This window comes from Dactylosporangium roseum, from assembly GCF_025264685.1.
GTDB lineage: Bacteria > Actinomycetota > Actinomycetes > Mycobacteriales > Micromonosporaceae > Dactylosporangium > Dactylosporangium roseum.
The window spans coordinates 2,079,332-2,101,779 of sequence record NZ_CP073721.1 but is presented as its reverse complement, the minus strand read 5'-3'; the positions used below and the strand labels follow the sequence as shown (position 1 = coordinate 2,101,779).

19 protein-coding genes and 1 pseudogene are annotated in these 22,448 nt (G+C 72.4%); 13 read left to right on the top strand and 7 right to left on the bottom strand.

The window, feature by feature from the left end:
- Positions 1-481: 481 nt before the first annotated feature.
- Together Drose_RS10545 and Drose_RS10540 are read left to right on the top strand one after the other, a co-directional pair.
- Complete coding sequence (locus Drose_RS10545) at positions 482-1,078, top strand: YidC/Oxa1 family membrane protein insertase (RefSeq protein ID WP_260727988.1); 597 nt, start codon at positions 482-484, stop codon at positions 1,076-1,078.
- A gap of 38 nt (positions 1,079-1,116) precedes the next feature.
- Positions 1,117-1,233 (top strand): annotated as a pseudogene (locus Drose_RS10540) (inositol-3-phosphate synthase); the annotation flags it as partial.
- A gap of 134 nt (positions 1,234-1,367) precedes the next feature.
- Here the strand turns inward: Drose_RS10540 and Drose_RS10535 are convergent.
- The 5 genes from Drose_RS10535 to Drose_RS10515 form a co-directional block, all read right to left on the bottom strand.
- Positions 1,368-2,249, bottom strand: coding sequence for a diacylglycerol/lipid kinase family protein (locus tag Drose_RS10535; protein WP_260727987.1), 882 nt, complete (start codon positions 2,247-2,249; stop codon positions 1,368-1,370).
- 67 nt (positions 2,250-2,316) lie between these two features.
- On the bottom strand, positions 2,317-5,082 hold the full coding sequence (locus Drose_RS10530) for an ATP-binding protein (protein ID WP_260727986.1): 2,766 nt from the start codon (positions 5,080-5,082) through the stop codon (positions 2,317-2,319).
- A gap of 455 nt (positions 5,083-5,537) precedes the next feature.
- A complete protein-coding gene (locus tag Drose_RS10525) occupies positions 5,538-5,672 on the bottom strand; it encodes a hypothetical protein (protein ID WP_260727985.1) in 135 nt (44 codons plus the stop codon).
- Positions 5,673-5,821: 149 nt separating this feature from the next.
- Entirely contained in the window at positions 5,822-6,292 is a 471-nt protein-coding gene (locus Drose_RS10520; RefSeq protein ID WP_260727984.1) for a hypothetical protein, read from the bottom strand.
- Positions 6,293-6,860: 568 nt separating this feature from the next.
- Positions 6,861-7,628, bottom strand: coding sequence for a DUF72 domain-containing protein (locus Drose_RS10515; RefSeq protein ID WP_260727983.1), 768 nt, complete (start codon positions 7,626-7,628; stop codon positions 6,861-6,863).
- A 484-nt stretch (positions 7,629-8,112) separates the two neighbouring features.
- On the opposite strand from Drose_RS10515, the gene Drose_RS10510 reads away from it, so the two are divergent.
- Both Drose_RS10510 and Drose_RS10505 read left to right on the top strand, forming a co-directional pair.
- Positions 8,113-8,571, top strand: coding sequence for a MarR family winged helix-turn-helix transcriptional regulator (locus Drose_RS10510; RefSeq protein ID WP_260727982.1), 459 nt, complete (start codon positions 8,113-8,115; stop codon positions 8,569-8,571).
- Between the two features lie 281 nt (positions 8,572-8,852).
- Positions 8,853-10,244 (top strand): serine/threonine-protein kinase, encoded by a 1,392-nt coding sequence (locus tag Drose_RS10505; RefSeq protein WP_260727981.1) that lies wholly within the window; start codon positions 8,853-8,855, stop codon positions 10,242-10,244.
- Positions 10,245-10,383: 139 nt separating this feature from the next.
- Here the strand turns inward: Drose_RS10505 and Drose_RS10500 are convergent, their stop codons facing one another.
- Positions 10,384-11,142, bottom strand: a complete 759-nt coding sequence (locus Drose_RS10500; RefSeq protein WP_260729685.1) for a sugar phosphate isomerase/epimerase family protein — start codon at positions 11,140-11,142, stop codon at positions 10,384-10,386.
- Between the two features lie 47 nt (positions 11,143-11,189).
- Positions 11,190-12,293 carry a Gfo/Idh/MocA family protein gene (locus Drose_RS10495; protein WP_260729684.1) on the bottom strand — a complete coding sequence of 368 codons (1,104 nt, stop codon included), beginning with the start codon at positions 12,291-12,293 and terminating at the stop codon, positions 11,190-11,192.
- 150 nt (positions 12,294-12,443) lie between these two features.
- On the opposite strand from Drose_RS10495, the gene Drose_RS10490 reads away from it, so the two are divergent.
- The 9 genes from Drose_RS10490 (at position 12,444) to Drose_RS10450 (ending at position 22,349) form a co-directional block, all read left to right on the top strand.
- On the top strand, positions 12,444-13,460 hold the full coding sequence (locus tag Drose_RS10490; RefSeq protein ID WP_260727980.1) for a LacI family DNA-binding transcriptional regulator: 1,017 nt from the start codon (positions 12,444-12,446) through the stop codon (positions 13,458-13,460).
- Between the two features lie 264 nt (positions 13,461-13,724).
- Complete coding sequence (locus Drose_RS10485; RefSeq protein WP_260727979.1) at positions 13,725-13,910, top strand: hypothetical protein; 186 nt, start codon at positions 13,725-13,727, stop codon at positions 13,908-13,910.
- A 223-nt stretch (positions 13,911-14,133) separates the two neighbouring features.
- The gene (locus Drose_RS10480) at positions 14,134-15,069 is read left to right on the top strand and encodes a threonine/serine dehydratase (RefSeq protein WP_313900012.1); all 936 of its coding nucleotides are present in this window, start codon (positions 14,134-14,136) and stop codon (positions 15,067-15,069) included.
- A gap of 116 nt (positions 15,070-15,185) precedes the next feature.
- Positions 15,186-16,484: an FAD-dependent oxidoreductase gene (locus Drose_RS10475; RefSeq protein ID WP_313900043.1), complete on the top strand. Its 1,299-nt coding sequence runs from the start codon at positions 15,186-15,188 to the stop codon at positions 16,482-16,484.
- Between the two features lie 357 nt (positions 16,485-16,841).
- Positions 16,842-17,528, top strand: a complete 687-nt coding sequence (locus tag Drose_RS10470) for a response regulator transcription factor (protein WP_259862536.1) — start codon at positions 16,842-16,844, stop codon at positions 17,526-17,528.
- A gap of 38 nt (positions 17,529-17,566) precedes the next feature.
- Positions 17,567-18,967: a sensor histidine kinase gene (locus tag Drose_RS10465; RefSeq protein WP_260727977.1), complete on the top strand. Its 1,401-nt coding sequence runs from the start codon at positions 17,567-17,569 to the stop codon at positions 18,965-18,967.
- A 261-nt stretch (positions 18,968-19,228) separates the two neighbouring features.
- Positions 19,229-20,188: a hypothetical protein gene (locus Drose_RS10460; RefSeq protein WP_260727976.1), complete on the top strand. Its 960-nt coding sequence runs from the start codon at positions 19,229-19,231 to the stop codon at positions 20,186-20,188.
- 554 nt (positions 20,189-20,742) lie between these two features.
- On the top strand, positions 20,743-20,976 hold the full coding sequence (locus tag Drose_RS10455) for a hypothetical protein (protein ID WP_260727975.1): 234 nt from the start codon (positions 20,743-20,745) through the stop codon (positions 20,974-20,976).
- A 317-nt stretch (positions 20,977-21,293) separates the two neighbouring features.
- Complete coding sequence (locus Drose_RS10450; RefSeq protein ID WP_260727974.1) at positions 21,294-22,349, top strand: LacI family DNA-binding transcriptional regulator; 1,056 nt, start codon at positions 21,294-21,296, stop codon at positions 22,347-22,349.
- Positions 22,350-22,448: the final 99 nt, after the last annotated feature.

The window sequence follows — 22,448 nt, the reverse complement described above, 5'->3', positions numbered from 1 at the left end:
CGATCAGCGCGCACCGGCCGGCGACGCGGACCGAACCGGCCAGCGCCCGACCAGCGACACAGCCGAGCCGGTCCGCACCGGCCAAACCGGTCGACACGCACCGGCCGGCGACGCGGACCGAACGGGCCACACCCAGCCAGCGACACAGCCGAGCCGGTTAGCGCACACCGGCCGGTGACGCAGCCGGGCCGGCCGGCGTGCGCGTGTAGCCGGGCGCCGCACCAGGCTCGCGGCTCGGTGGTGATCGAACTGTCCGTACTGCCGCGCCGGCTCGCCGGCCGCACGTGTGGCCGAGGCGGCTGCTGCCGGCACCCAGCTCGGCGGCCCGGCCGCGACGCCTCGGCCGACCGGCCGGACGACGCAGCCCAGAAACGACGCAACCCGGACACCACGCAACCCAGAAACCACGCAACCCAGAAACGACGCAAGGCCGAGACGACGCAAAGCCGAGACGCCGTAACTCTGAAGGGTCTTCCGAACCATGGTGCACACCGTGCTCGAAGGGCTTGCCGCCCTGCTCCACTCCATGCCCGCCGCCGTGATCGTCGCCACCGTCCTGCTCCGCGCGGCCATGTTGCCGCTCAGCGTTCGCGCCTACCGGGCCGAACGGGTCCGCAGCCGGCTCGCGCCGCAACTCGCCGCGCTCCGCGAACAGCATGCCACCGAGCCGGTCATCCTCGCGGAGAAGACCACCGCACTGCTACGGGCCGAAGGGTCCGGGCCGTTCGCCGGGCTGCTGCCCGCGCTCGCCCAGGCGCCGTTCATCTGGATGTTGTACCGCCAGTTCACCGCACCCGGCATGCACGGGCACACGTTCCTCGGGGCGGACCTCACGTTCCGGCTCGTCGGGCATCCCGCCGTGCTCGTCGGATGGCTCGTCGTCGCGGCGCTCGCCGGCATCGCACTGGTGAACGTCCGGCAGCTCCCGGCCGGGGCGCCGTCGCTGGTGCGGGTGTTACCGTTCGGCACGGTCGCCGTCGCGGCCTTCGCGCCGCTCGCCGCCGGGCTGTACCTGGTCACGTCGGGACTGTGGACCACTGTCGAACGCTGGTGGTTCCGCCGGGCCCGCGATCGGTGACGCGGCGGCGAATAGGGCAGGCTTTGGTCGTACAACTCAAGACCGGCGAGACGCTGCTCAAGTCGGTGCTGGCGCCGATGGTCGCCATGCGCCACCTCAAGGTGCGCTCATGGTCGGGCCTCAACCTGCTGGCCGGCGGCGGCCACGGACGGACGCCAAGGCGCTGCTCCCGCACCCGGCCGCCCCGCCGACCCCCTTTCCGCGTTGATCTTGCAGTTGTGGTGCCTGACAAACCCGACATTTTGGGAGTGTCACGGCACCATAACTGCAAGATCGACGCGGAAAGGGGTCAGGGGAGGAGGAGGCGCCAGGCAGCCGGCGCGACGCGCCAGGTGTTGGCGGTGAACGGGCCGGTCAGTTCGCCGTCGGCGTTGACGTGGAACGGCTCGCCGGCGATGTGGACCTCCCGGGCGCGGGTGTGCAGGACGTCCTCGCGCTCGGGGTGCCGGCCGCGCCGCAGCGCTAGTGCGTAGCCGACGCGGGCGAGCGGACCCACCGCGTACGACACCGTGACGTCCGCGAGGCCGTCGGTGGGGTCGGCGCCCGGGCCGAGCCGGCCGGTGCCACCGGCGATCGTCGGCGCGTTCGACAACCCGGCCATGAGCACGCGCCGCCGGCCGCGCATCACCGGCCGGCCGTCGATGCTCACCCGCAGCCGCCAGCCCTTGGTGGTGAACCCGGCGAGCACGGCCCCGATCGGAAACGCGGCGATGCGGAGCCGGCGCTTCAGCGGCAGCGCCCTGCGCGCGGCCTCGGCACCGGCGCCGACATGGACGGCGTTGACCGCGGCGCCGCCGCGGTCGGAGACGATGAGGTCGAAGGGGCGCGGCGTGCCCTCCACGACGATCCGTGCCGCCGCGCGGAGGTCGTCGACGGGGATGCCGACCCCGCGGGCGAAGTCGTTGCCGGTGCCGAGCGGGATCAGCCCGACCTCGCACGTGGCGGCCTCGCCCCGGCGCCACAGCGCGCCCATCATCGTGTGCAGGGAGCCGTCGCCGCCGACCACGACCAGCCTGCGCCCGGCCCTGGCGTCGAGGATCCGGTCGATGTCGGACGCATCGGCGCACGCCATCACCTCGACGTCGGCGCCGCCGCCGCGGAGGACCTCGACGACCTCATCGACGGCACCGGCCTCGGTGCGACCGGCAAGCTCGTTCGTCACGACCAGCACGCGTCCCACGCTACGGCAAGGGCGCTTCAGCAGCCGGACATGCGCCCTCCGTTTCGCTCCGGCCCGGTCATGCCGGTTCGCGGGACCGGACCCAGGCCGCGATCTGGGTGCGCGACTCGAGGTTGAGCTTGCTCAGGATGTTGGAGACGTGGACGGCGGCGGTGCGCGGCGAGATGTACAGGCGGCGCGCCAGCTCCGCGTTGGTGAGGCCCTCGGCCAGCAGCGTGGCGACTTCCCGCTCGCGCGGGGTCAGGGCCTGGTCGCCGGCGCCGGCGGGGACGGGAGCGGCCAGGCCGAGCCGGCCACGCAATGCCGTCAGCTCGGTCACCCGCCAGCCGGCCCAGCGGGCCAGCAGCCGCTCGGCGGCACGGACGTGCTCGCGGGCCTCCGCCAGGTGACCGGTGGCAAGCAGGCATCGGGCGGCGCCGAGGTGGCCGCTGCCGCGCTGTGCCGGCAGAAGCAGCGACGGCTCGGCGACCGCCGCGCGATACAGCCGCAGCGCCTCGGTGTGGTCGCCGGAGGCCTCGGCGAGCTGCCCGTCGGCCAGCCAGCGCCACGCGTCGTCGAACAGCGGGTCGTCGATGGCCTCCGCGACGGGCCGCAGCTCGTCGGCGGAGAGGCTCGCGGCGAGGCCGGCGGAGATGAGGTCGTGGGCGAAGTCACGGCCGGTGATGCCGACGGTGCCGACCGCGTCGAGGACCACGCGCAGGTGCTCGCGGGCCTGGTCGGGCCGGCCGAGCTTGCACGCGAGATGGAACTGCAGGCCGGGCACCGAGACCTGGGTGAGCATCGTGTAGGCGTCGGTGGACTGCTCGACGAGGCCGCGGACGACGGTCTCGGCCTTGTCCAGCTCGCCCGACTCCAGCAGCAGCCCGGCGAAGAACACGCCGTGGTAGTCGCTGCCGTTGCGGGTGCGCAGCAGGCCCCGGTCCCGCCGGCGCGCGGACTCCAGCTCGGCGAGGGCCGCGCCGAGGTTGCCCTCCTGGACCGCGAGGCGGGCCCGGCCCTGGAAGTACGCGGCGCCGGCCAGCGACTCGAAGCCGGCCCGCTCGGCGAAGGTCCGCATCCGCTCCAGCGCCGCCGCCCAGTCGGCCGGGCCGCCGGGCAGGAGGTTGTACAGGTTGTTGAGCGAGCGGGCGGCGAGCAGCCACTCGCCGGCCTGCTCCGCCTCCTGGGCCGCCTCGTTGAGCAGTTTGATCCCGTCGTCGACGCCGGCGGCCACGTTGACCAGCGCGGAGCCCTTCTCCAGCTTGCCGGCCACCCACACCGCGGGCAGGCCGAGCTTCTCGCCGAGCGCGATGGCCTTGTCGGCCCACGCGACGGCCTGCTCGGTGTCGTCGTGGAGCATGCACGCCTGGGCGATCGCCGCGAACGCGTGCGCCTTCGCCGGGACGTCGCCGAGCGGCTCGATCTCGGCGCGCAGCTCGCCGACGCGCTGCCGCATGCTGCCGCTGCTGCCGACCTCCCAGCTCAGCCGGAGCAGCAGCCGCAGCGCGTCGGCGCGCTCCTCGCGGGTGGCGGCGGTGTCGAACCAGCGGCGGCCGAGCTCCTGCGCGTCGTCGAGGAGGCCGGCCAGCCAGGCGGCGCGGGCGCCGTGCGAGAGCAGCTCCACGTCGTCCGGCAGCTCGTCGAGGCCCATCTCGGCGAGCTGCAACGCCTGGTACGGCGAGCCCATCCCGAGGTAGACGTGCATGCCGCGGCGGGCCGCCTCCACCATGTCGAGGTAGCGTCCGGCACCCCTGGCATGGTGCGCCACCAGCGCGTAGTCCTTGCTGCCGGTGGACAGCAGCGTCTCCAGGGCCAGCTCGTGGAGGCGGCGGCGCTGCCGGCCGAGCATCTCGTCGACGAGTGCCTCGCGGGTCAGGGCGTGCCGGAAGCTGAACTCGTCATCGCCGGTCTCCACCATGAGGCCCCGGCGCACGAGGTCGCGCAGGGCGTAGATCAGCTCGTTTTCGTCGTGGCCGGTCACCGCCGCGAGCAGGTCGAAGGGAACCTTGCGGCCGAGGACGGCGGCGGCCTCGACGATGCGCTGCTCCCCGGTGTCGAGGTCGTCGAGCTGGCGGCGCAGCGCCTCCGCGACGTTCCACGGCAGCGGCCGGTCGCAGAGCGTATCGAGGTCGGCCTCGCCGTTGGCCTTGAGCAGCTCTTCCAGGAAGAACGGGTTGCCGCCGGTGCGGTTGTGCAGCGACAGCGCCGTCCGGTAGGTCGGCGGGCGCCCGGTCGCCGACTTCAGGAACATCGACGTGTCGGCCAGGCTGAGCCGCTCCAGGCGCACGTTGGTCACCGTGTAGCGCCGCTCGAGCCGGGTCAGCAGGTCGGCGAGCGGGTGCCGCCGGGTGATCTCGTCGGGCCGATACGTGCCGACGAGCAGGCGGCCGCCGCCCAGGTCGGCGATCCGCTCGAACAGCGCCACGCTCTCCGAGTCGGCCCAGTGCAGATCCTCGAAGACGACGATCGACGGGCCCGGTGTCGTCAGCAGCCGCACGATCTCCAGACCCGCCTGGATCCGGTCGATCATCGACCGGGACGCGTCGGTGACGGTGCGCAACAGTTCCGGGTCGAGGCCGCCGGACCGATGACAGCTATCGATGGCGTCGAACAGCACCTCGAACGGCCGGCTGAGCGTGCCGGGATCGGCCTGGCCGTCCAGGACCGGGAGGGTGTCGGGAAGTCCCGCGATCAACTCCTGGACCAGCCGGCTCTTGCCGATGCCCGGCTCACCGCCGAGCATGGCGATGGACGGCTCGGACCCGTCGACGAGGCGGCGCAGTCTGCGCAGCTCGTCGTCGCGGCCGACCATCACCTGGCTCATTCCGCTACGGCTGGCCCGCACGCCACCAGCCTACCGGCGGGAGGCCGGTGTACCGGCTGTGACGGTCGCGACCTGTGCCACCAGAACCGGCGCTCGTCGCCCGTGGCGCGGCGGGCGCGGACCCCGAGACCGAGCAGGCCCTGCTGGCGGTGCCGTAGCTGGCTGTACAGAAACGCCGGATGCATCATCGTGAACTCCTTCGTCGGTGGTATCTCCAATGCTCGCGAAGTAAGGAGCCATTGCCATCCGCACCTGTTACGTATCTTGCGGCCCGGCGACCGTCTAGTCATGCCGCCGTGATCTAGGTAGGTGCCGCGGCTCGCACACACGACAGCCCCGGTGCGGCGAGCGCGACCACCTGGAGGGGGTGGTGTCCGCGCCGCGCACCGGGGCTGTAATCCCCCGTGTCGCGGTCAGATCCGATCGGTTCCGGGTCGGGCCGGGTCGGGCCGGCCATGCCGCGGGCGCCTCGCCCGTCAGGCGGGCAGGCCCGTGCGGTGGGCTCGACGGCGCAGCCGCACCCCACTTGTCCAGTGCCTGGCCTCGTCGAGCAGGTGCAACTGCCGCTGGCGGACCAGCTCGTTGAGGATGACCGGGTGGTTGGCGTTCATCTCGGGGCTCCTTTCGACCTCGTGGAACCATCCTCGCCCCGTACGGCCCGCCTTCCATCGGTAGCTCTTACGTATTCGCGGAACGGGGACATACGTAGTCGGGGAGCCGGGCGCGTACGTATGCCTACGGCGTGTTTCGAGAACAGGCCTTAGATCGAGTCATCGAGGTGGGTGTGCCAGACCGCGGCGGCCTGGTCGTGGGTGTCGACGCCGGCGAGGAACGCCTCGCGGAGCCCGGCCCGGTCGACGCCGACGAGCTCGAAGAACTTCGGCCGGTGGACGGCGAAGCCGCCTGGGCTCGCCGGCGGACGGTAGGGCACGGCGATCGTCAGTGACGCCCCGCCGGGTCCGTACTCCACCGCTTCGATGACGAGCGCGTCGAACTTGCCGGCGTCGAGGGTGATGTAGCCGTCGACGACGAACACCGCCCGCCGCGCACCCTGTTCGTTGGCGGCGAGAACCTCCCGGCCGACCTCGCCGACGAAGCAGGTCATTCCCCGCCCGTGGTCGGCGTGCTCGTAGCCGAGCATCGGGAAGAGGGTCTCGCCGTCGGAGAGGTTCCGGATGTTCCGGACCTGGTGAGCGGCGAAGTAGCCGGCGAGCCGGACAAGCTCGTACATGCTCGCCAGCATGCCAGTCTGCCGCAACAGACGCGCCGGACGGCCGTGCCAGCCACGACGGCCGGCGGCACCTCGATGTGCTCAGCGGCCCACGACGGATCGACCAAGGCCGCGAAGTTCGACCCCGCAGCCCTTTGCCGACCTGGGCCAAGACCGACGATTCGGGCATGAGGGCTCGGAAGGCGTCGCCGCCGAGGTGTGCCGGCCGGCACACCGCCCGCACGACCGCGCGGCACCGTCCCGGAGCGCAACACTGGGGTGGACAGGCGACCGCACGGCTCGACGACGCGGCCTTGACGGGTCAACGGACAGACCTGGACCGCCGCCATGAGGCGCGCGTGGCGGTGAACCCCGAGCTGTGCGGCGTACACGTCGAGGGCCATCGCGAGTGCGTCGGCGCGGATCACCCACCCGCTCGGCGGACGACGCGGCGGTTGCGCTGTCGACCGGACGCGTCCGCTCAGTCGCGCCGGTCGCGCTTCATGAGGCGACGGCGCTGCCAGACGAGCAGCGCGAGGACGGCGACGACCACGACCACCCAGCACAGTTTGCCGATCACCGGCCGAGCCTACGACCAGTTCGGGACGTGCTGCGGGGCGCGGGCCACCGGCAGCCCGCGGCGCCCGGCCAGCCGGGCGACCGCCACCGCGTCGGCGACGGCCGCGCAGCCGGGGTCGTTGTTGCAGTAGACGTACGAGGTGTGCCGCGGGAACGCCGCCGCGAGGCGGGCGGTCCACGTGCCGAGGGCGGCGCGGCCGTAGCGGGGCCGCGGGTTGGCGCGGCCCTCGTGGAGGCGCAGGTAGCCCCAGTCGGCCGTGCGCCACAGCGGGGTGACCGGGCGGCTCTTACGGTCGGCCCAGCACAGCGCGGCGTTGTGGGCGCCGAGCACCTGCCGCACCTCGCCGATCCACCACGACTCGTGCCGCGGCTCGACTGCCACCCGCACGCCCCGGGGGAAGGCGGCGAGTGTGGCGTCCAGCGCCTCCGGGTCGACCCGCAGGTTCGGCGGCAACTGCAGCAGGATCGGCCCGAGCTTGTCGCCGAGCCCGGCGGCCCGGTCCATGAGCCGCTCGACGGGCTCCCTCGGCTCGCGTAGCCGTTTCACGTGCGTCAGGAACCGGCTGGCCTTCACCGCGACGGTGAAGTCGGGCGGCGTACGGTCGCGCCAGTCCTCGAATGTCGAGCGCTCCGGCAGCCGGTAGAAGGCGTTGTTGACCTCCACGGTGGCGAACCGCGCCGCGTAGTGCTCCAGCCATGCCCGCTGCGGCACGTCCCGCGGGTAGAAGCGCCCCCGCCAGTCCTTGTACTGCCATCCGGACGTGCCGACGAGCATCATGTACTGCGGAGTTCCCGGCGGCGGGTGGCGCTAACCCGGCGAGGCCGCCGGCGACCACGATGCGGGACGGAGAGGCGTCCGGCAGGCGGGTTCCACGTCGCACCGGCAACGGCGATGTATCAGGAGCCGGCGGGGCGGGCTCTGGTTCGGTGGAGCAGGCGGCGGAGCAGCCCATGACCCCGAGGAGCAGCGCGGCCGTGAACAGCCGGGAACGCAGGCCGACCAGGCTTCCGGGGACCACGACAAGTTTCAATGGACCCAGGTTGCCTCGGATAGCCGACATTTCCGGCGGGCAAAAGCGGAGAATCCACCAATCTCGGGCCACGGAGTGCGCCCGAGGAATTGCTCAGTGTGACGACGGGGCATTACACCAGGCGCGTTGCCGATATTCTGTGTGTTCGATGTGGGACCGGAGGGGGGCCGCCCATATGGGCAGAAAAGGTGACGGATCGGTCCGCGCGCAGCTATGTTGCGCACGGTAACCGTGTCCACACAGAGGGATACACAGAGGCATCCGGTCGCGACCGAGGCCGTGCTGCACCTGCACCGCGCCGCCAACGCGGTGCGGCAGCACGTCGAGCAGGTGGTGCTCCGCCCGCGCCAGCTCACCTGGACCGGATTCGTCGTGCTGCGCACCGTGTGGGCGGCCCGGCGGATGGAGACCAGACACGTCGCCGAGCACGCCGGCATCTCCAAGGCCACCCTGACCGGTGTGGTCGACACGCTCTCGGGCCGCGGCCTGGTGCGCCGCGACCACCATCCCGACGACGGACGGCTCGTCGTGCTGCAGCTCACCCGCAAGGGCCGGCGACTGGTCCGTGAGCTGCTGCCGGAGTCACAGACGGCGGAGGCGTTCGTGTTGTCGTACCTCGAGCCGGCCCAGCTCGCGCTCATGACCGCGGCGTTGCGCGGACTGATCGAACACCTCGAACGGGCGCGGTGAATTCGGCGATGCCGGCATCATCCGGACGGGCCGACCGCCGTCATCACGACGCGCGTCGCTCGTTGCACCGAGTGTCGCCGCTGATGTGACCTCCGGAGCGGACGATCGCCGCCGGCTGGGCTACTGTCAGGGGCCGCATGCACCTGCTGCGGCTCCCCCGCAATGTGCCCGAACAGGCACAAGAGTTGCATCCAAGGTGGTCTTTTCATCTGCCGATGGAGGGGCCAAACTGCACTTGAACTGTCTCCGCAGGACGTGACGAAGACCGTGGAAGGACCCCGATGACCGAGGCGGGCCACAACGACGGCGCCGACGAGTCGGGCACGCCGGACCTGCCACTGCGCGCTGCCGCCCCGGCACGCCGCTCGGCCGTCGGTGACCTCACCCACAACGACCCCGTCCGCATCGACGACTACCGACTGCTCGGCCAGCTCGGCGTCGGCGGCATGGGCACGGTCTACCTGGCGCAGGCGCCCGACGGCTCGCGGGTCGCGGTCAAGCTCGTCCACGCGCACCTGGCCCGCGATCCGCGGTTCCGCACCCGGTTCGCCGGGGAGGTCCGCGCCGCCCAGCGGGTCCCCGGCTTCTGCACCGCCCGGGTGCTCGACTCCGGCAGCCATGAAGAGCGGCCGTATCTCGTCACCGAATACCTCGAAGGCGTCCCGCTGTCCCGGCTCGTCACCGACGACGGCCCGCTCGACCCGGCGATGCTGCACAGCGTCGCGCTCGGCGTCGTGGCCGCGCTCGCGGCGATCCACAACGTCGGGCTGGTCCACCGCGACCTCAAGCCGAGCAACCTCATGGTGACGCTCGGTGGCGTCCGGGTCATCGACTTCGGCATCGCCCGCGCGCTCGACGCGGCCAGCGACGTCACCGGCACCGGCAACATCGTCGGCAGCCTCGGCTGGGCCTCGCCCGAGCAGCTACGCGCCGAGGAGCCGACGGCGGCGATGGACATCTTCGGCTGGGGCTGCCTGGTCGCGTTCGCGGCCACGGGCCGGCACCCGTTCGGCGGCGAGGAGGCGGCCGCCCGGGCGTGGAAGATCCTGGAGGGCGAGCCCGACCTCAGCGGCATCCCCGACCCGGTCCGCGACCTGGTCGCCGCCGCGCTGGCCCGCGACCCCGCCGACCGCCCCGACGCCCGGCAGCTCCTCCTGGGCCTCGCGATCGACGACCTCGACACCGTCGCGACGCTGCCTGCCCAGCGGCGCTGGCTGCGGGGCACGTCGCAGCTATCGCGGCGCCGGGCCACGTCGATGGCGATCGCGGTGCCGATGGCCCTCGCCCTGGTCTTCGCGGCGGCCGAGACGACGTCCGAGCTGATGGGCGGCTCCCCCGGCCCGGGCACCCGCCAGGGCACCACGACCGGCGACGAGGTCAGCAGCAACCTGTCACCGCAACCCCAGCCCCAGGCCACCGGCGTCGACCCCGGCCAGCGTCCCAACTCGGCGGTGTCCCGCACCGTGCTCGGCAACCCGAGCAACGGCGCGCAGGAGCCGGTCCCGCTGCCCTCGGGTCCGATCTCCCCGACGACGATCGTCGTGACCACGACCGGCTCACCGACGCCGGCCGGGTCGCCGAGCCAGTCACCCCAGCCGACGCCCACCGGCACCACGCCGACCGCGACCGCCACCGCGACGGTGGGGCCGGGCGGCGAAGTGCCGGTCGGCTGACGCGCTCGCGGGTGCCGGTGCCCTGTCCGGGCCGCGCCTCGCACCGAGCCGCACCCGGCAACGACCGGCGCAACCGGTGGTCGTCGCGGCGGACCACCGGCCGGCCGGACCATCGGGGGATCCCGGCCCGCGGCTGTGCTCAGAGGACGTGTTCGACGTATCGCTCGACGGTTTCCCTCAGGACCTCGCCGCCCGGGCGGGACCAGACGTCCTCGTGGAAGATCTCGACCTCGATCGGGCCCGTGTAGCCCGTCGCGTCGACCGCCTCGCGGAACCGCCGCAGTTCCACGCAGCCCGTCCCGGGCAGGCCGCGGCCGAGCAGCACGCCCTCGGGCAGCGGGGTGATCCAGTCGGCGACCTGGAAACACGCTATCCGGCCCGCCGCGCCGGCCCGGGCCAACTGCGCCCACACCTGATCGTCCCACCACAGGTGGTACGTGTCGACGCACACACCGACGGCCGAGGACGGGTACGGCTCGGCGAGGTCGAGCGCCTGGCCCAGCGTGGCGACGACGCACCGGTCGGCGGCGAACATCGGGTGCAGCGGTTCGATCGCCAGCCGCACCCCGGCCGCCAGCGCGTGCGGTACCAGCCGGCCGACCGCGTCACCGACGGCCCGGCGCGCGCCGTCGACGTCCCGGCTGCCCGCCGGCAGGCCGCCGCTGACCAGCACGAGGACCGCAGCGCCGAGCTCCGCGGCCTCGTCGATCGCCCGGCGGTTGTCGTCGAACCAGCCCGGGGCGTCGAAGAACCCGCCCCGGCACAGGGAGGTGACCTCGATCCCGGCGGCGCGGGCGAGTGCGGCGGTCCGCGCGACGCCGAGCTCGGCGACCTGGTCGCGCCACAGGCCGATGCCCGGCACGCCGAGCTCGGCGCAGCCGGCGATCGTCGCCTCCATCGGCCAGCGTTTGGTGGTCGCCTGGTTCAGGGAGAAGCGGTCGAGGCTCACAGGTCGAGCGCCGGGATCTCGATGCGGCGGCCCTCGTGGGCGGACCGCAGGCCGAGCTCGGCGAGCTGCACGCCGCGGGCCCCGGCGGCGAAGTCCCACGGGAAGCCGGCGCCCTCGTGGACGTGCCGCAGGAACGCCTCCCACTGCACCTTGAAGCCGTTGTCGTAGACCTCGTTGTCGGGCACGAGCTGCCACTGGTCGCGGAACCGCTCGGTGGCCGGCAGGTCGGGGTTCCACACCGGTTTCGGGGTCGAGCCGCGGTGCTGGACACGGCACTCGCGCAGGCCGGCGACGGCGCTGCCGTGCGTGCCGTCGACCTGGAACTCGACGAGCTCGTCGCGGTACACGCGGACGGTCCACGAGGAGTTGATCTGCGCGACGGCGCCACCCTCCAGCTCGAACACGCCGTAGGCGGCGTCGTCGGCGGTCGCCTCGTACGCCACGCCCTGCTCGTCGACCCGGGTCGGGATGTGGGTGGCGATCGTGGCCTGGACCGTGCGGACCGGCGCGAAGATCTGCTCCAGCACGTAGTGCCAGTGCGGGAACATGTCGACGACGATCCCGCCGCCGTCGGCGGTGCGGTAGTTCCACGACGGGCGCTGCGCGGCCTGCCAGTCGCCCTCGAACACCCAGTACCCGAACTCGCCGCGCACGGACAGGATGCGGCCGAAGAAGCCGCCGTCGACGAGCCGCTTGAGCTTGCGCAGGCCGGGCAGGAACAGCTTGTCCTGCACCACGCCGTGCTTGACCCCGGCCGCGCGGGCGGCGCGGCACAGGTCGACGGCGGCGGCGGTGTCCTCGGCGAGGGGCTTCTCGGTGTAGATGTGCTTGCCGGCCTCGATCGCTGCGCGGATCGCCTTCTCCCGCTGCTGGGTCACCTGCGCGTCGAAGTAGATCCGCACGTCGGGGCGGGCCAGCGCGGCGGAGAGGTCGGTCGTCCAGTCGGTCAGGCCGTGCCGCGTGGCGATCTCCTCCAGCTTGGCCGCGCTGCGCCCGACGAGGACGGGCTCGGGCCACAGCCGCGAGCCGTCACGCAGCGGCAGGCCGCCCTCCTCCCGGATGGCGAGCAGGGAGCGGACGAGATGCTGGCGGTACCCCATGCGGCCGGTGACACCGTTGAGGACGATGCCGACCGGAATGCGGTGCGACAAGGCGGCTCCTAGGAGAGATGGTGTGTCGAGACGATAGGAAAACGCTTTCCCGAGGCTAACCGGTACGCTGAGCACGGGTCAATGGAAGGGAGCCAGAGGATGGCGACGCTCGCTGATGTCGCCCGCCGCGCGGGTGTGTCACCGGCCACCGCTTCACGGATCATCAGCGGCAGCACCAAGCTGGTGACCGAGGAGCTGCGGTCGCGGGTGCTCCGGGCGGTCGACGAGCTGCAGTACGTGCCGAACGCCCACGCCCAGCTCCTGGCACGCGCCCAGCGCACGGCCGTCGGGGTCATCGTGCACGACGTCTCCGACCCGTACTTCGCCGAGATCACCCGCGGCCTGCAACAGGTGGCCACGGCGAACGGCAAGCTGGTCATCATCTGCAACAGCTACCGGGATCCGGCCCGCGAGCTGGAATACGTCGAGCTGCTGCGGGCCCAGCAGGTCGCCGCGATCGTGCTGGCCGGCTCCGGCTACCACGACCCGGCGTTCACGAAGGCGTTGAGGGGCAAGCTCGCCGCGTACACCCGCACCGGCGGCCGGGTCAGCGTGATCGGCCGGCACGAGCTGCCCGGCGACGCTGTCATGCCGGCCAACGAGGAGGGCGGCTACCTGGCCGGCGTGGAGGTGTTCGGCTCGGGGCACCGCAAGGTCGGGGTCATCGCCGGGCCGAAGGTGCTCACCACGACCACCGACCGGCTCGCCGGCCTGCGCCGGGCCGCCCGCTCGCACAGCCGCACCCTGCCCGCGAAACGGGTCGTCCATGCCGCCTTCGACCGCGACGGCGGCGCCGCGGCGACCGCGCTGCTGCTCGACGACGCCCCCGACCTGACCGCGATCGTCGCCCTCAACGACTCGATGGCCGTCGGCGCGCTGAGCGTCCTGCGGGAGCGCGGGATCGCGGTGCCGGAGCGGGTGAGCGTCGTCGGCTTCGACGACATGCCGATCGCCCGCGACGTCACCCCGGCGCTGACCACGGTCCGCCTGCCGCTGGCCGACATGGGCGCCCGCGCGATGGCCCTGGCCCTCGACGGCGCCGAGGGAGCACCACGCGTCGAGCCGGCGGCGGCGACGCTGGTCCGGCGGGCGAGCAGCCAGCCGTTGACCTCCTGACAGCCGGGCAGGTCGGTCCGGACGGCGGCACCCGAGCGCACCGCCGCCACGGTGTCGGCCGCGGCGGCGGGTGCCGCGCGGAAGAGCAGCGAGCCGAGGCGGGCATGGCGCGGCTGTGCGAGCGGTTCATGGCACTCGGCTGGGTCGTCGGGATCGGCACCGGGCGCGCGGTGCGGGGTCTCCCCCGCCGGGCAGCACGGCCGTCGATTGAAGTTCGGCGCGAATGGGTAGACAGCGCTCACTTCGTCCCCCTAGGAGGCTGTCGTGTTCGCCGTCATCGCCGTGATCCTGTTCGCCGTCGCGCTGCTGATGGACCTCTTCGGCGCGAGCGCCGGACCGGTCTTCGACGTCCCGACCCTGACGCTGGCCGGGTTCCTCTGTGTCGCCCTGCACCTCGCCGGTGCCGGCACCTGGCACACCCGCTGGGGCAGCCGGCGTCGCCGCCGGTAGACACCGGTCGCACGGCTGTTCGCATCGAGCGCGCCGGGCCGGTCCGGACGACCGTCCCCGACCGGCCCGAGACGCTCGACGCCGCCCCGCCGCGCGCTGCGGCGCCGGGCGGCACGTGCCGCGCCGCTGCGATCGCACATCGGTCGCGGCCGGGTGCCGGCAACCGGTCGAGCCGCCCGGTTCGCCGGTGAGGGCCGCCCCGGTGCGCGGCTAGATTGAGAGCGTGGAGATACCGAACCGGCACGACGTCGAGGCGGCCGCCCGGCGGATCGGCGGCTACATCCGGCACACCCCGTCGTGCGAGGTGTCCCCCGGCCTGTGGTTCAAGCTGGAGCTGCTCCAGCACAGCGGATCGTTCAAGGCGCGCGGCGCGTTCAACCGCATCCTGTCGGCCCGGGAGGCCGGGCAGCTACCGGCGGCCGGGGTGGTCGCCGCCTCCGGTGGCAACGCCGGGCTCGGCGTCGCGTTCGCGGCGGCGCGGCTCGGGGTGCCGGCCGAGGTGTTCGTGCCGGTGACCACGCCGACGCCGAAGGTCGCCAAGCTGCGCGAGCTGGGTGCCGTGGTGCACCAGCACGGCCGGGAGTACGCGGAGGCGTACGCCGCCTCGACGATCCGGGTCGCGGAGACGGGCGCGCTGTTCGTGCACGCCTACGACCAGCCGGAGATCGTCGCCGGGCAGGGCACCCTCGCGCTGGAGCTGCCGGAGGTCGACACCGTGCTGGTGGCGACCGGCGGGGGCGGCCTCGTCGGCGGGATCTCGGCGGCGCTCGCCGGGCGGGCCCGGATGGTCTCGGTCGAGCCGGTCGGCGCGCCGACGCTGCACGAGGCCCTCGTCGCCGGCCGGCCGGTGGACGTGCCGGTCGACAGCATCGCCGCCGACTCCCTCGGCGCTCGGCGGATCGGCACCATCGCGTACGCGCTGGCCGTACGACACGGGACACAGAGCCTGCTCGTGACGGACGAGGCGATCGTCGAGGCCCGGCGGCGGCTGTGGGACAGGTACCGGATCGTCGTCGAGCACGGCGCCGCGGCGGCGTGTGCGGCGCTCGACACCGGGGCGTACGTGCCGGCCGCGGACGAGCGGGTGGTCGTGGTGCTGTGCGGGGCGAACACCGATCCGGCGACCCTGCGGGCCGAGACGGCGCATGCCACCGGATGACGTCTTCGACGCAGCCCTGCGCCCGGCCGGACGCGCGCACACTGGCGTTTGTCTCGGTGCGGACCGGGGAGAGCTTCCCCCAGGTGATCGGACAGTTGCTGGAGGGTTGAACGGTGATCTCCACGGACGTGTGCGTCGTTGGCGGTGGCCCGGCCGGGCTGGTCCTGGCGCTGCTGCTGGGGCGGCAGGGAATCCGCACGGTGGTCCTGGAGAAGCACGAGACGTTCCTGCGCGACTTCCGCGGCGACACGGTCCACCCGTCGACCCTGGAGCTGATGGACGAACTGGGGCTGGGTGCGCGACTGCACGAGCTGCCGCACCGCCGCGTGGAGCGGTTCCGGTTCGTCTACTCTTCGGGGACGTTCCAGCCGGTCGACTTCTCGCGGTTGAAGACCCGGCATCCGTACGTGATGTTCCTGCCCCAGTGGGATTTCCTGGAGCTGCTGGCGTCGGCCGGAAACTTCCGCCTCATGCGACAACATGCTGTCACCGCGGTGCGGCGCTCGGCGGGTGGCGGCCGGGTCGTCGGCGTCTCGGGCGTCTCGCCGGGCGGGGAGTTCGCGGTCGACGCGGCGCTGACGGTCGCCTGCGACGGGCGCCATTCGACGGTACGGAACGATCTCGGCCTGCGCTCGAAGGTCTTCGGCGCCCCGATCGACGTGCTGTGGTTCCGCCTGCCGCGGCACGACGGCGATCCGGTGGGCCTGGTGGGCCGGGTCGGCGACGGCCGCCTGATCGTCGGCATCGACCGGGGCGACACCTGGCAGCTCGGGTACGTGGTGCCGAAGGGCGGCGACGAGGCCCTCCGCTCGGCCGGCCTGCCCAGGTTCCGCGAGTCGGTGGCGTCGAGCGTGCCGTACCTGGCTTCGCGGGTCTCGCTGCTCACCGACTGGTCGGACGTCAGGAAGCTGACGGTCCGCATGGACCGCCTGTACCGCTGGCACGTCCCCGGCGCCTTGTTGATCGGCGACGCGGCACACGCGATGTCCCCGATCGGCGGGGTGGGCATCAACCTGGCGATCCAGGACGCGGTGGCGGCCGCACGGGTGATCATCGCGGCGTACTCGACGGGCCGCCCCCCGTCGGAGCGCGAACTGGCGTCGATCCAGCGCAGGCGCACGTTCCCGACGGCCGGCACACAGTTGGTGCAACGCATACTGCAGCGCGCGGTACTGTCACCGGCCGTGTCCGGCCACCCCTCGGAGCCACCCCTGCCGCTACGCGTGCTGGACCGTTATCCGGCGTTGCGCTCCCTTCCCGCGCGGGTGATCGGCATGGGACTGCGCCCGGAACACGTGACCTCGGAGGTGTCGCCGCCGGGGCATGCCGCCCGGCGCCCGTTCCGCCGCCAGACCGCTCGATCTCATGATCATGGGAAAGCTGTGGCTGCCCCGATAGCCACATCTTTCCCATGATCATGGAGTCACCCGGCTCGGAACGCGCCGTCCAGGGTCCAGCGGCGATCATGAGCGACAGACACCCACCCGCACGACCGTGCGTCACCGACCCGTTGCGCAACGCCAGTGTTGACAGGCGATCGCGCGGCTGAACTTCGCGGCATCGGATCATGAACTCGCGCAGCCGAGCGGGGCGCCTCTCATGCCCCGGGGCGAGGCCGGCGCGGTCATCCTGGGCGCGGATCGGAGCGCAGGGGTCGAGTCCACCGAAAGCCGCGGCAATTACACCCTAGATGTCGGATGATAAACCTGGATATGTCGGATTCGTCGATCGCTGCGGAGGAGGATTCTTGCCTGAGGCAGTATTTTCATCGCATGGCCACGGTGCTGCTGGTTGAAGACGACCATGTCGTGCGGGGTGCCCTGCTGCGTTCGCTGACGGACAGGGGGCACACGGTGCACGCTGTCGGCACCGCGCTGGAGGCCTTGCGGCGGTTCGCCGCGGAGACGCCCGACCTCGTCGTGCTCGACCTCGGGCTGCCCGACCTCGACGGCGCCGACGCGCTGCGCATGCTGCGCGGCATCGCCGACACGCCCATCATCATCGCCACCGCCCGCGACGACGAGGCGGAGATCGTCAGGTTACTGAAGGCCGGCGCCGACGACTACATGATCAAACCGTTCACCAGCGCCCACCTCGACGCCCGGATGACCTCCGTGCTGCGCCGCACCGGCCGGGCGAGCCGCGAGGAACCCACTGCCATCGAAGTGGGAGGCTTGCGTGTCGACATCGGACAGCGCCAGGCATACCTGCACGGAGAGCCGCTGACGCTGACCCGCAAAGAGTTCGATCTGCTGGCGTACCTCGCCGCTCGTCCCGGACGGGTGGTCTCACGCCGTGAGCTGTTGGAGGAGGTATGGCGGCAACCCTCGGTGGGCGAGGACCAGACGATCGACGTGCATCTGTACTGGCTGCGCCGGAAACTTGGCGAGAGCGCCTCAGCGCCCAGATACCTGCACACCGTGCGGGGAGTCGGCTTCAAGTTCGCGGCGCCGGGCTGAGGCGCACACTCGCCTACGTCTCCGCCGCGGTCACCACCATGGTGGCCCTTGCCTTCCTGATCCCACTGGGACTCGTCGTCCAGCAGCTCGCCCGCGAGCGCGCGCTCGCCGACGCCGAACGCCAGACCGCCGTGGTCGTGGCGGTCCTCACCGTGACCACCGACCCGCTGGCGATCGAACGGGCCATCGCGAGCACCGGCGGCCCGGCGGTCACGCGCGTCTCCGTGCACAACCTCGCCGACGACGGCACCGAGATCGGCACCGGCCACGCGACGGCGGGCGACCTGTCCCGCGCCGCCGACCAGGCCGCGCCGGTCATCGCCGAGGTGTCGCACGGGCTCTCCTATCTGGAACCGGTCGACGTCGGCTCGGGCCGCACCGCCGTGGTCGAGGTGTTCATCCCCGAGTCGGAGCTGGAGAACGGTGTGGCCGGCGCCTGGTGGGCGCTCGGCGCCGTCGCGCTCGGCCTGGTCATCGCCTCGGTCTGGGTGGCCGACCGGCTGGCCGCGAAGATCACGGCCTCGGCGCGCCAGTTGGCCGGTGCGGCCGGTGCGCTCAGCGAGGGCTACCTCGACGTGCGGATCAACCCGCAGGGCCCGCGCGAGCTGGCCGAGGCGAGCTTCGCGCTCAACGTCATGGCCGACCGGCTCATCGCGCTGCTGTCGAACGAGCGGGAGCTGGTCGCCGACCTGTCGCACCGGCTGCGCACCCCGCTGACGGCGCTGCGCCTCGACGCCGAGACCCTCGACGACGGTCAGGACGCCGAACGCATCCGGGACGCGATCGCGGCGCTCGAGATCGAGATCGACAAGCTGATCCGCGCCATGCGCGAGCCCATCGACGCCCACTCCCCCACCCCGGACCGCGGCGAGCGCGGCGACGGGGCGGCCGCCTCGACCGGTGAGCAGGGCTGTGACGTCGCCGAGGTGGTGCGCGACCGGATGACGTTCTGGTCGGCGGTCGCCGGCGACCAGGAGCGCGACTGCAAGGCGGTCGGCGTCGACAACCGGGCGCCGGTTACCGTGCCGAAGAGCGAACTGGCGGCCGCGCTGGACGCGCTGATCGGCAACGTCATCAGGTACACACCCCAGGGTGTTCCCTTCGAGGTGGCCGTCACCCGCCGCGACGACGGTTACGTCGTGCTGCGCGTCGAGGACGGCGGCCCCGGCATCCCCGACCCCGAGCGGGCCGTCCAGCGGGGCGAGAGCGACCAGGGCTCCACGGGCCTGGGCCTCGACATCGTGCGGCGGGTCGCCGTGCAGGGCAACGGCACGGTCAACATCGGCACGTCGGCCGCCCTCGGCGGGGCGAGCGTCGTCATCGTCATGGCCGACGCCGACCCGGCGCCGCAGGAGCAGCCGACGACCAGCCGCTTCGGGCTGGTCGGCCGGCTCTCCCGCGAGCCGTCGGAACGCCGCCGCAAGAGCAAGGCGAACTAACGCGAACATGCCCCGCAGCCTGCCACCGGGGTACGACAACATTTCGACGGTCGTAGCCGCGCGCACACGTACCGCCACCGGCCGGAAGCCCTGATCAAGCGGAAGGTGTCGCCGCCCTCGGCGCGGGACTCCACACGTCGCCGTGTCTCTGTCAGCCGCCGGTGCCGCCTATCTGACTGGCCCCACATCGATGCTGCCCGCATCCTGAGGAGGCAACCCCGGTGACCTCAGCTCCCGCCGAGATCGACGAGGAGGAATGACATGGCCTCGCAGGGATACCGCGACTGGCTCAAGGCCGGCAAGCCGTACTCCTTGATCAGGCCCGCGAAGGCGCTCCAGAAGAAGCTGCGTGCCTACGGCCTGACCGTGTACGACTACCCGAACGACGCCCATCTCACGGCGTCGACGCCCGAGGATCACACGCCGTTCTCCGTCACCGGCTGGCCCGGCCCGAACGCCAGGTGGAAGGCCCGCGCGCTCGACGTCATGCCGCGGTCCGAGTCGTACGCGCACCGCAAGGAGAACGCCGACATCGCGCGGCAGATCATCCGTGATCGCAACGCGGGCGTACCCGGCGTCATGTGGATCAAGTATCTGAACTGGACCGACGAGAACGGCACCTGCCGCCAGGAGCGGTGGACACCGGGCCACGCCACCCGCTCGTCCACCGACAACGGCCACATCCACATCTCCGGCCGCAGCGACGTCGACGACGACGCCCGCGCCGACGACTACGACCCCATCGCCCGCGCCGCCGCGGGCGGCAAATCCCCGACCACCGAAGGCGACGACATGACCCCCGACCAGGCGCAACAGTTCGACGACATGCAATGGCGCCTTGACGCCGTTTTCGCCAACGTGCCGGCCGTGCGCGGCGGCAGGTACATGGGCAAGCCCTTGGGTGTGAACAAGCTCTACGAACACCTCGCGGCGATCGACACGACGCTCGCCCAGCTCCAGTCCGCCGACGCGGCGTCCGCCCAGCGGGAGCAGGACATGCTGAACGCGCTCAAGGCGCTCGCACAGGGTGGCACCAGCATCGACACGGCCGCCGTCCTGGCCCGGATCGACCAGCGGACCGCGGATGTGACCGGTCTCGTCGAGCAGTTGCAGGCCGAGAACGCCGAGCTGCGGGCCCAGGTCGCCCGAGCCACCGAGGCGGCGATCGCCGACCTGTCGCCAGCGGAACGGGCGGCGCTCGACGGCAACCCCGACAACTGATTCAACGTGCCATCGTGGCAACGGGCCAACCTCATCTCACCTCCTAGTTTCGCTTAGAACCTCCTTAAATTGGGTGCTTCGGGCTGGAACGGACCATCGACGGCTCGATATGGTCGGGCCGTTCCCACGTGGACCGACCGGCACTCACCGCCTTGCCACCCTCGATGGCCGGTCGTCCCGCGCGCGGCGAGGCCCGGTACCTCTGCCCTGTGCCGGCCCTCGCCGCGCGCCCCTTCCCTCCGCGGAACCGAGCGTGCGAGCGCCGCGCGGTCGCCATAGCCCTGGGGCCGGCCGCCGTCGAGATGCTTTCAAGGTGAGCGGCCCACCGGCCAGCACCCAGGTGCCCGCCCAGCGCCCGAGACGGCCCCCGGCCAAGCCGGATGGACTGCGACTACCGGCAGCCGCCTCGCGAGTAACTGGAACGTCGCCGACAGCCCGTTTCTGACCGACCCCGCGTCGCGGTCCGCTTGACCGGTACAGAACATCGGTCTACTGTACCGGCATAAGCGCTGTACCGGTACAGAGGTGCGGCGAGAAGGTGGAGGAGACCCACGATGTTCCCGTTCGCGATGATCGTCTCGCAGTCCGCGATGGCCGAGAAGTTCCCGGGCACCCGGTCGGGTGCCGAGGGCTTCCTGTTCCGGAGCGCACTGCCCCACGCCCCTGTGGTGCCGCACCCCGAGCCGGCCCCGAAGGCGTACCACACCCGGGCGATCGTGGCGTCGGCCCTGCGCCGCGCCGCGACGGCGATCGCCCCGCCGGCCCGGGACTGCAGCCACGCACGCTGACCCCGCGGCGGTCGCGTGCGTGGAGCGGCCATGCCACTCGACCTCATGATCATGGGAAACCTGCGGCTGCCCCGACAGCCACCGGTTTCCCATGATCATGGAGGCGCCCGACCCGGAACGCGCCGCCCGGGTCCAGCGGCGACCGCGAGCGGCAGACACCCGCCCGCACCGCCTGACTACGCGGCCTTGCGCCCCGGCAACCAGAACCCTCCCTGCATCACGAAGTCCAGCCCGACCGGCAGGCCGAGCGGGTCGATCTCGCAACGGGCTACTGTGCTTGAAAAGGGCTTGTGCGGAGGGAGGCGACAGTGGCGAGGGTGACCTTGCAGACGATCGCCGACCGGGTCGGGGTCAGCCGGATGACGGTCTCCAACGCGTTCTCCCGGCCCGACCAGCTCTCCCCCACCATGCGGGACAAGATCCTCGCGGTCGCCGATGAGCTGGGATACGTCGGGCCGGACCCGGCCGCCCGAGCCCTCGCCAGGGGCACCACCGGCGCCGTCGGCGTGCTGCTGACCGAGTCGTTGCGCGACGCGTTCAACGACGAGATCGCGACCGCGTTCCTCGGGGCCATCGCCGAGGAGCTCACCCCCACCGGCCTGGGCCTGACACTGCTCACGGCGGTGGCGAGCGGTGACGTGATCCCGGCGCGCGACGTCGCGATGGACGGCGCGCTCATCTACTCGTGCGACCCCGAGTCGACCGCGGTCGACTGGCTGCTCCGGCGCAAGATCCCGCTGGTGTTCGTCGACCAGCATCCCGCCGACGGCGTGCCCGCCGTCAACGTCGACGACCGGCCCGGCGCCCGAGCCGCGGCCCAGCACCTGGTCGACCTCGGCCACCGGCGCATCGGCATCGTCACCTCGGGCGTCCGCGGCGCCCACGGACGGATCGCCGACGTGAGCGGCATGATCGACGGATACGTCGCCCAGCAGCGCATCGCGGGCTGGCTCGACGCACTGCGCCCGGCCGGCATCGAGCCGGCGATCGTCCGCCTGCCGCACGGCCTGCCCGAGTCCGGCTACGACGGCGCGCGGATCCTGCTGTCCCAGGACGCCGCGGATCACCCGACGGCGATCCTGTGCTTCTCCGACGCACTCGCGCGGGGGGTCGTCCAGGCTGCCCAGGATCTGGACCTGCGGGTGCCGGAGGACCTCTCGGTCGTCGGGTTCGACGACAGCCCGCTGGCGGTCCGCATGCGCCCGCCGCTGACCACGGTCCGCCAGGACGTGCTCGCCAAGGGCCACGCCGCGGCCGCCGCCCTGACGCGCTCGATCGACAGCATGCGCAACAACACTCCGCCGCCGGCCGAGCACCTCCTGCTGCCGGCCGAGTTGGTCATCCGCTCCAGCACGGCCCCGCCACCGGCCTGAGGCACGCCGCCGATCCGAGAGCACGAAACTCACCCAGGTCGGCCGCCGCACGGGCAGATTGTTGACTTGCGGAATATTAGCCTCGCAACTACCGTTTGA

Excerpts from the sequence above, each read along its gene's own strand:
- Drose_RS10545 (WP_260727988.1), top strand. The coding sequence starts at position 482 with ATGGTGCACACCGTGCTCGAAGGGCTTGCCGCCCTGCTCCACTCCATG.
- Drose_RS10525 (WP_260727985.1), bottom strand. The coding sequence starts at position 5,672 with ATGAACGCCAACCACCCGGTCATCCTCAACGAGCTGGTCCGCCAGCGG.
- Drose_RS10520 (WP_260727984.1), bottom strand. The coding sequence starts at position 6,292 with ATGTACGAGCTTGTCCGGCTCGCCGGCTACTTCGCCGCTCACCAGGTC.
- Drose_RS10515 (WP_260727983.1), bottom strand. The coding sequence starts at position 7,628 with ATGATGCTCGTCGGCACGTCCGGATGGCAGTACAAGGACTGGCGGGGG.
- Drose_RS10505 (WP_260727981.1), top strand. The coding sequence starts at position 8,853 with ATGACCGAGGCGGGCCACAACGACGGCGCCGACGAGTCGGGCACGCCG.
- Drose_RS10500 (WP_260729685.1), bottom strand. The coding sequence starts at position 11,142 with ATGGAGGCGACGATCGCCGGCTGCGCCGAGCTCGGCGTGCCGGGCATC.
- Drose_RS10495 (WP_260729684.1), bottom strand. The coding sequence starts at position 12,293 with ATGGGGTACCGCCAGCATCTCGTCCGCTCCCTGCTCGCCATCCGGGAG.
- Drose_RS10490 (WP_260727980.1), top strand. The coding sequence starts at position 12,444 with ATGGCGACGCTCGCTGATGTCGCCCGCCGCGCGGGTGTGTCACCGGCC.
- Drose_RS10470 (WP_259862536.1), top strand. The coding sequence starts at position 16,842 with ATGGCCACGGTGCTGCTGGTTGAAGACGACCATGTCGTGCGGGGTGCC.
- Drose_RS10465 (WP_260727977.1), top strand. The coding sequence starts at position 17,567 with ATGGTGGCCCTTGCCTTCCTGATCCCACTGGGACTCGTCGTCCAGCAG.
- Drose_RS10460 (WP_260727976.1), top strand. The coding sequence starts at position 19,229 with ATGGCCTCGCAGGGATACCGCGACTGGCTCAAGGCCGGCAAGCCGTAC.
- Drose_RS10455 (WP_260727975.1), top strand. The coding sequence starts at position 20,743 with ATGTTCCCGTTCGCGATGATCGTCTCGCAGTCCGCGATGGCCGAGAAG.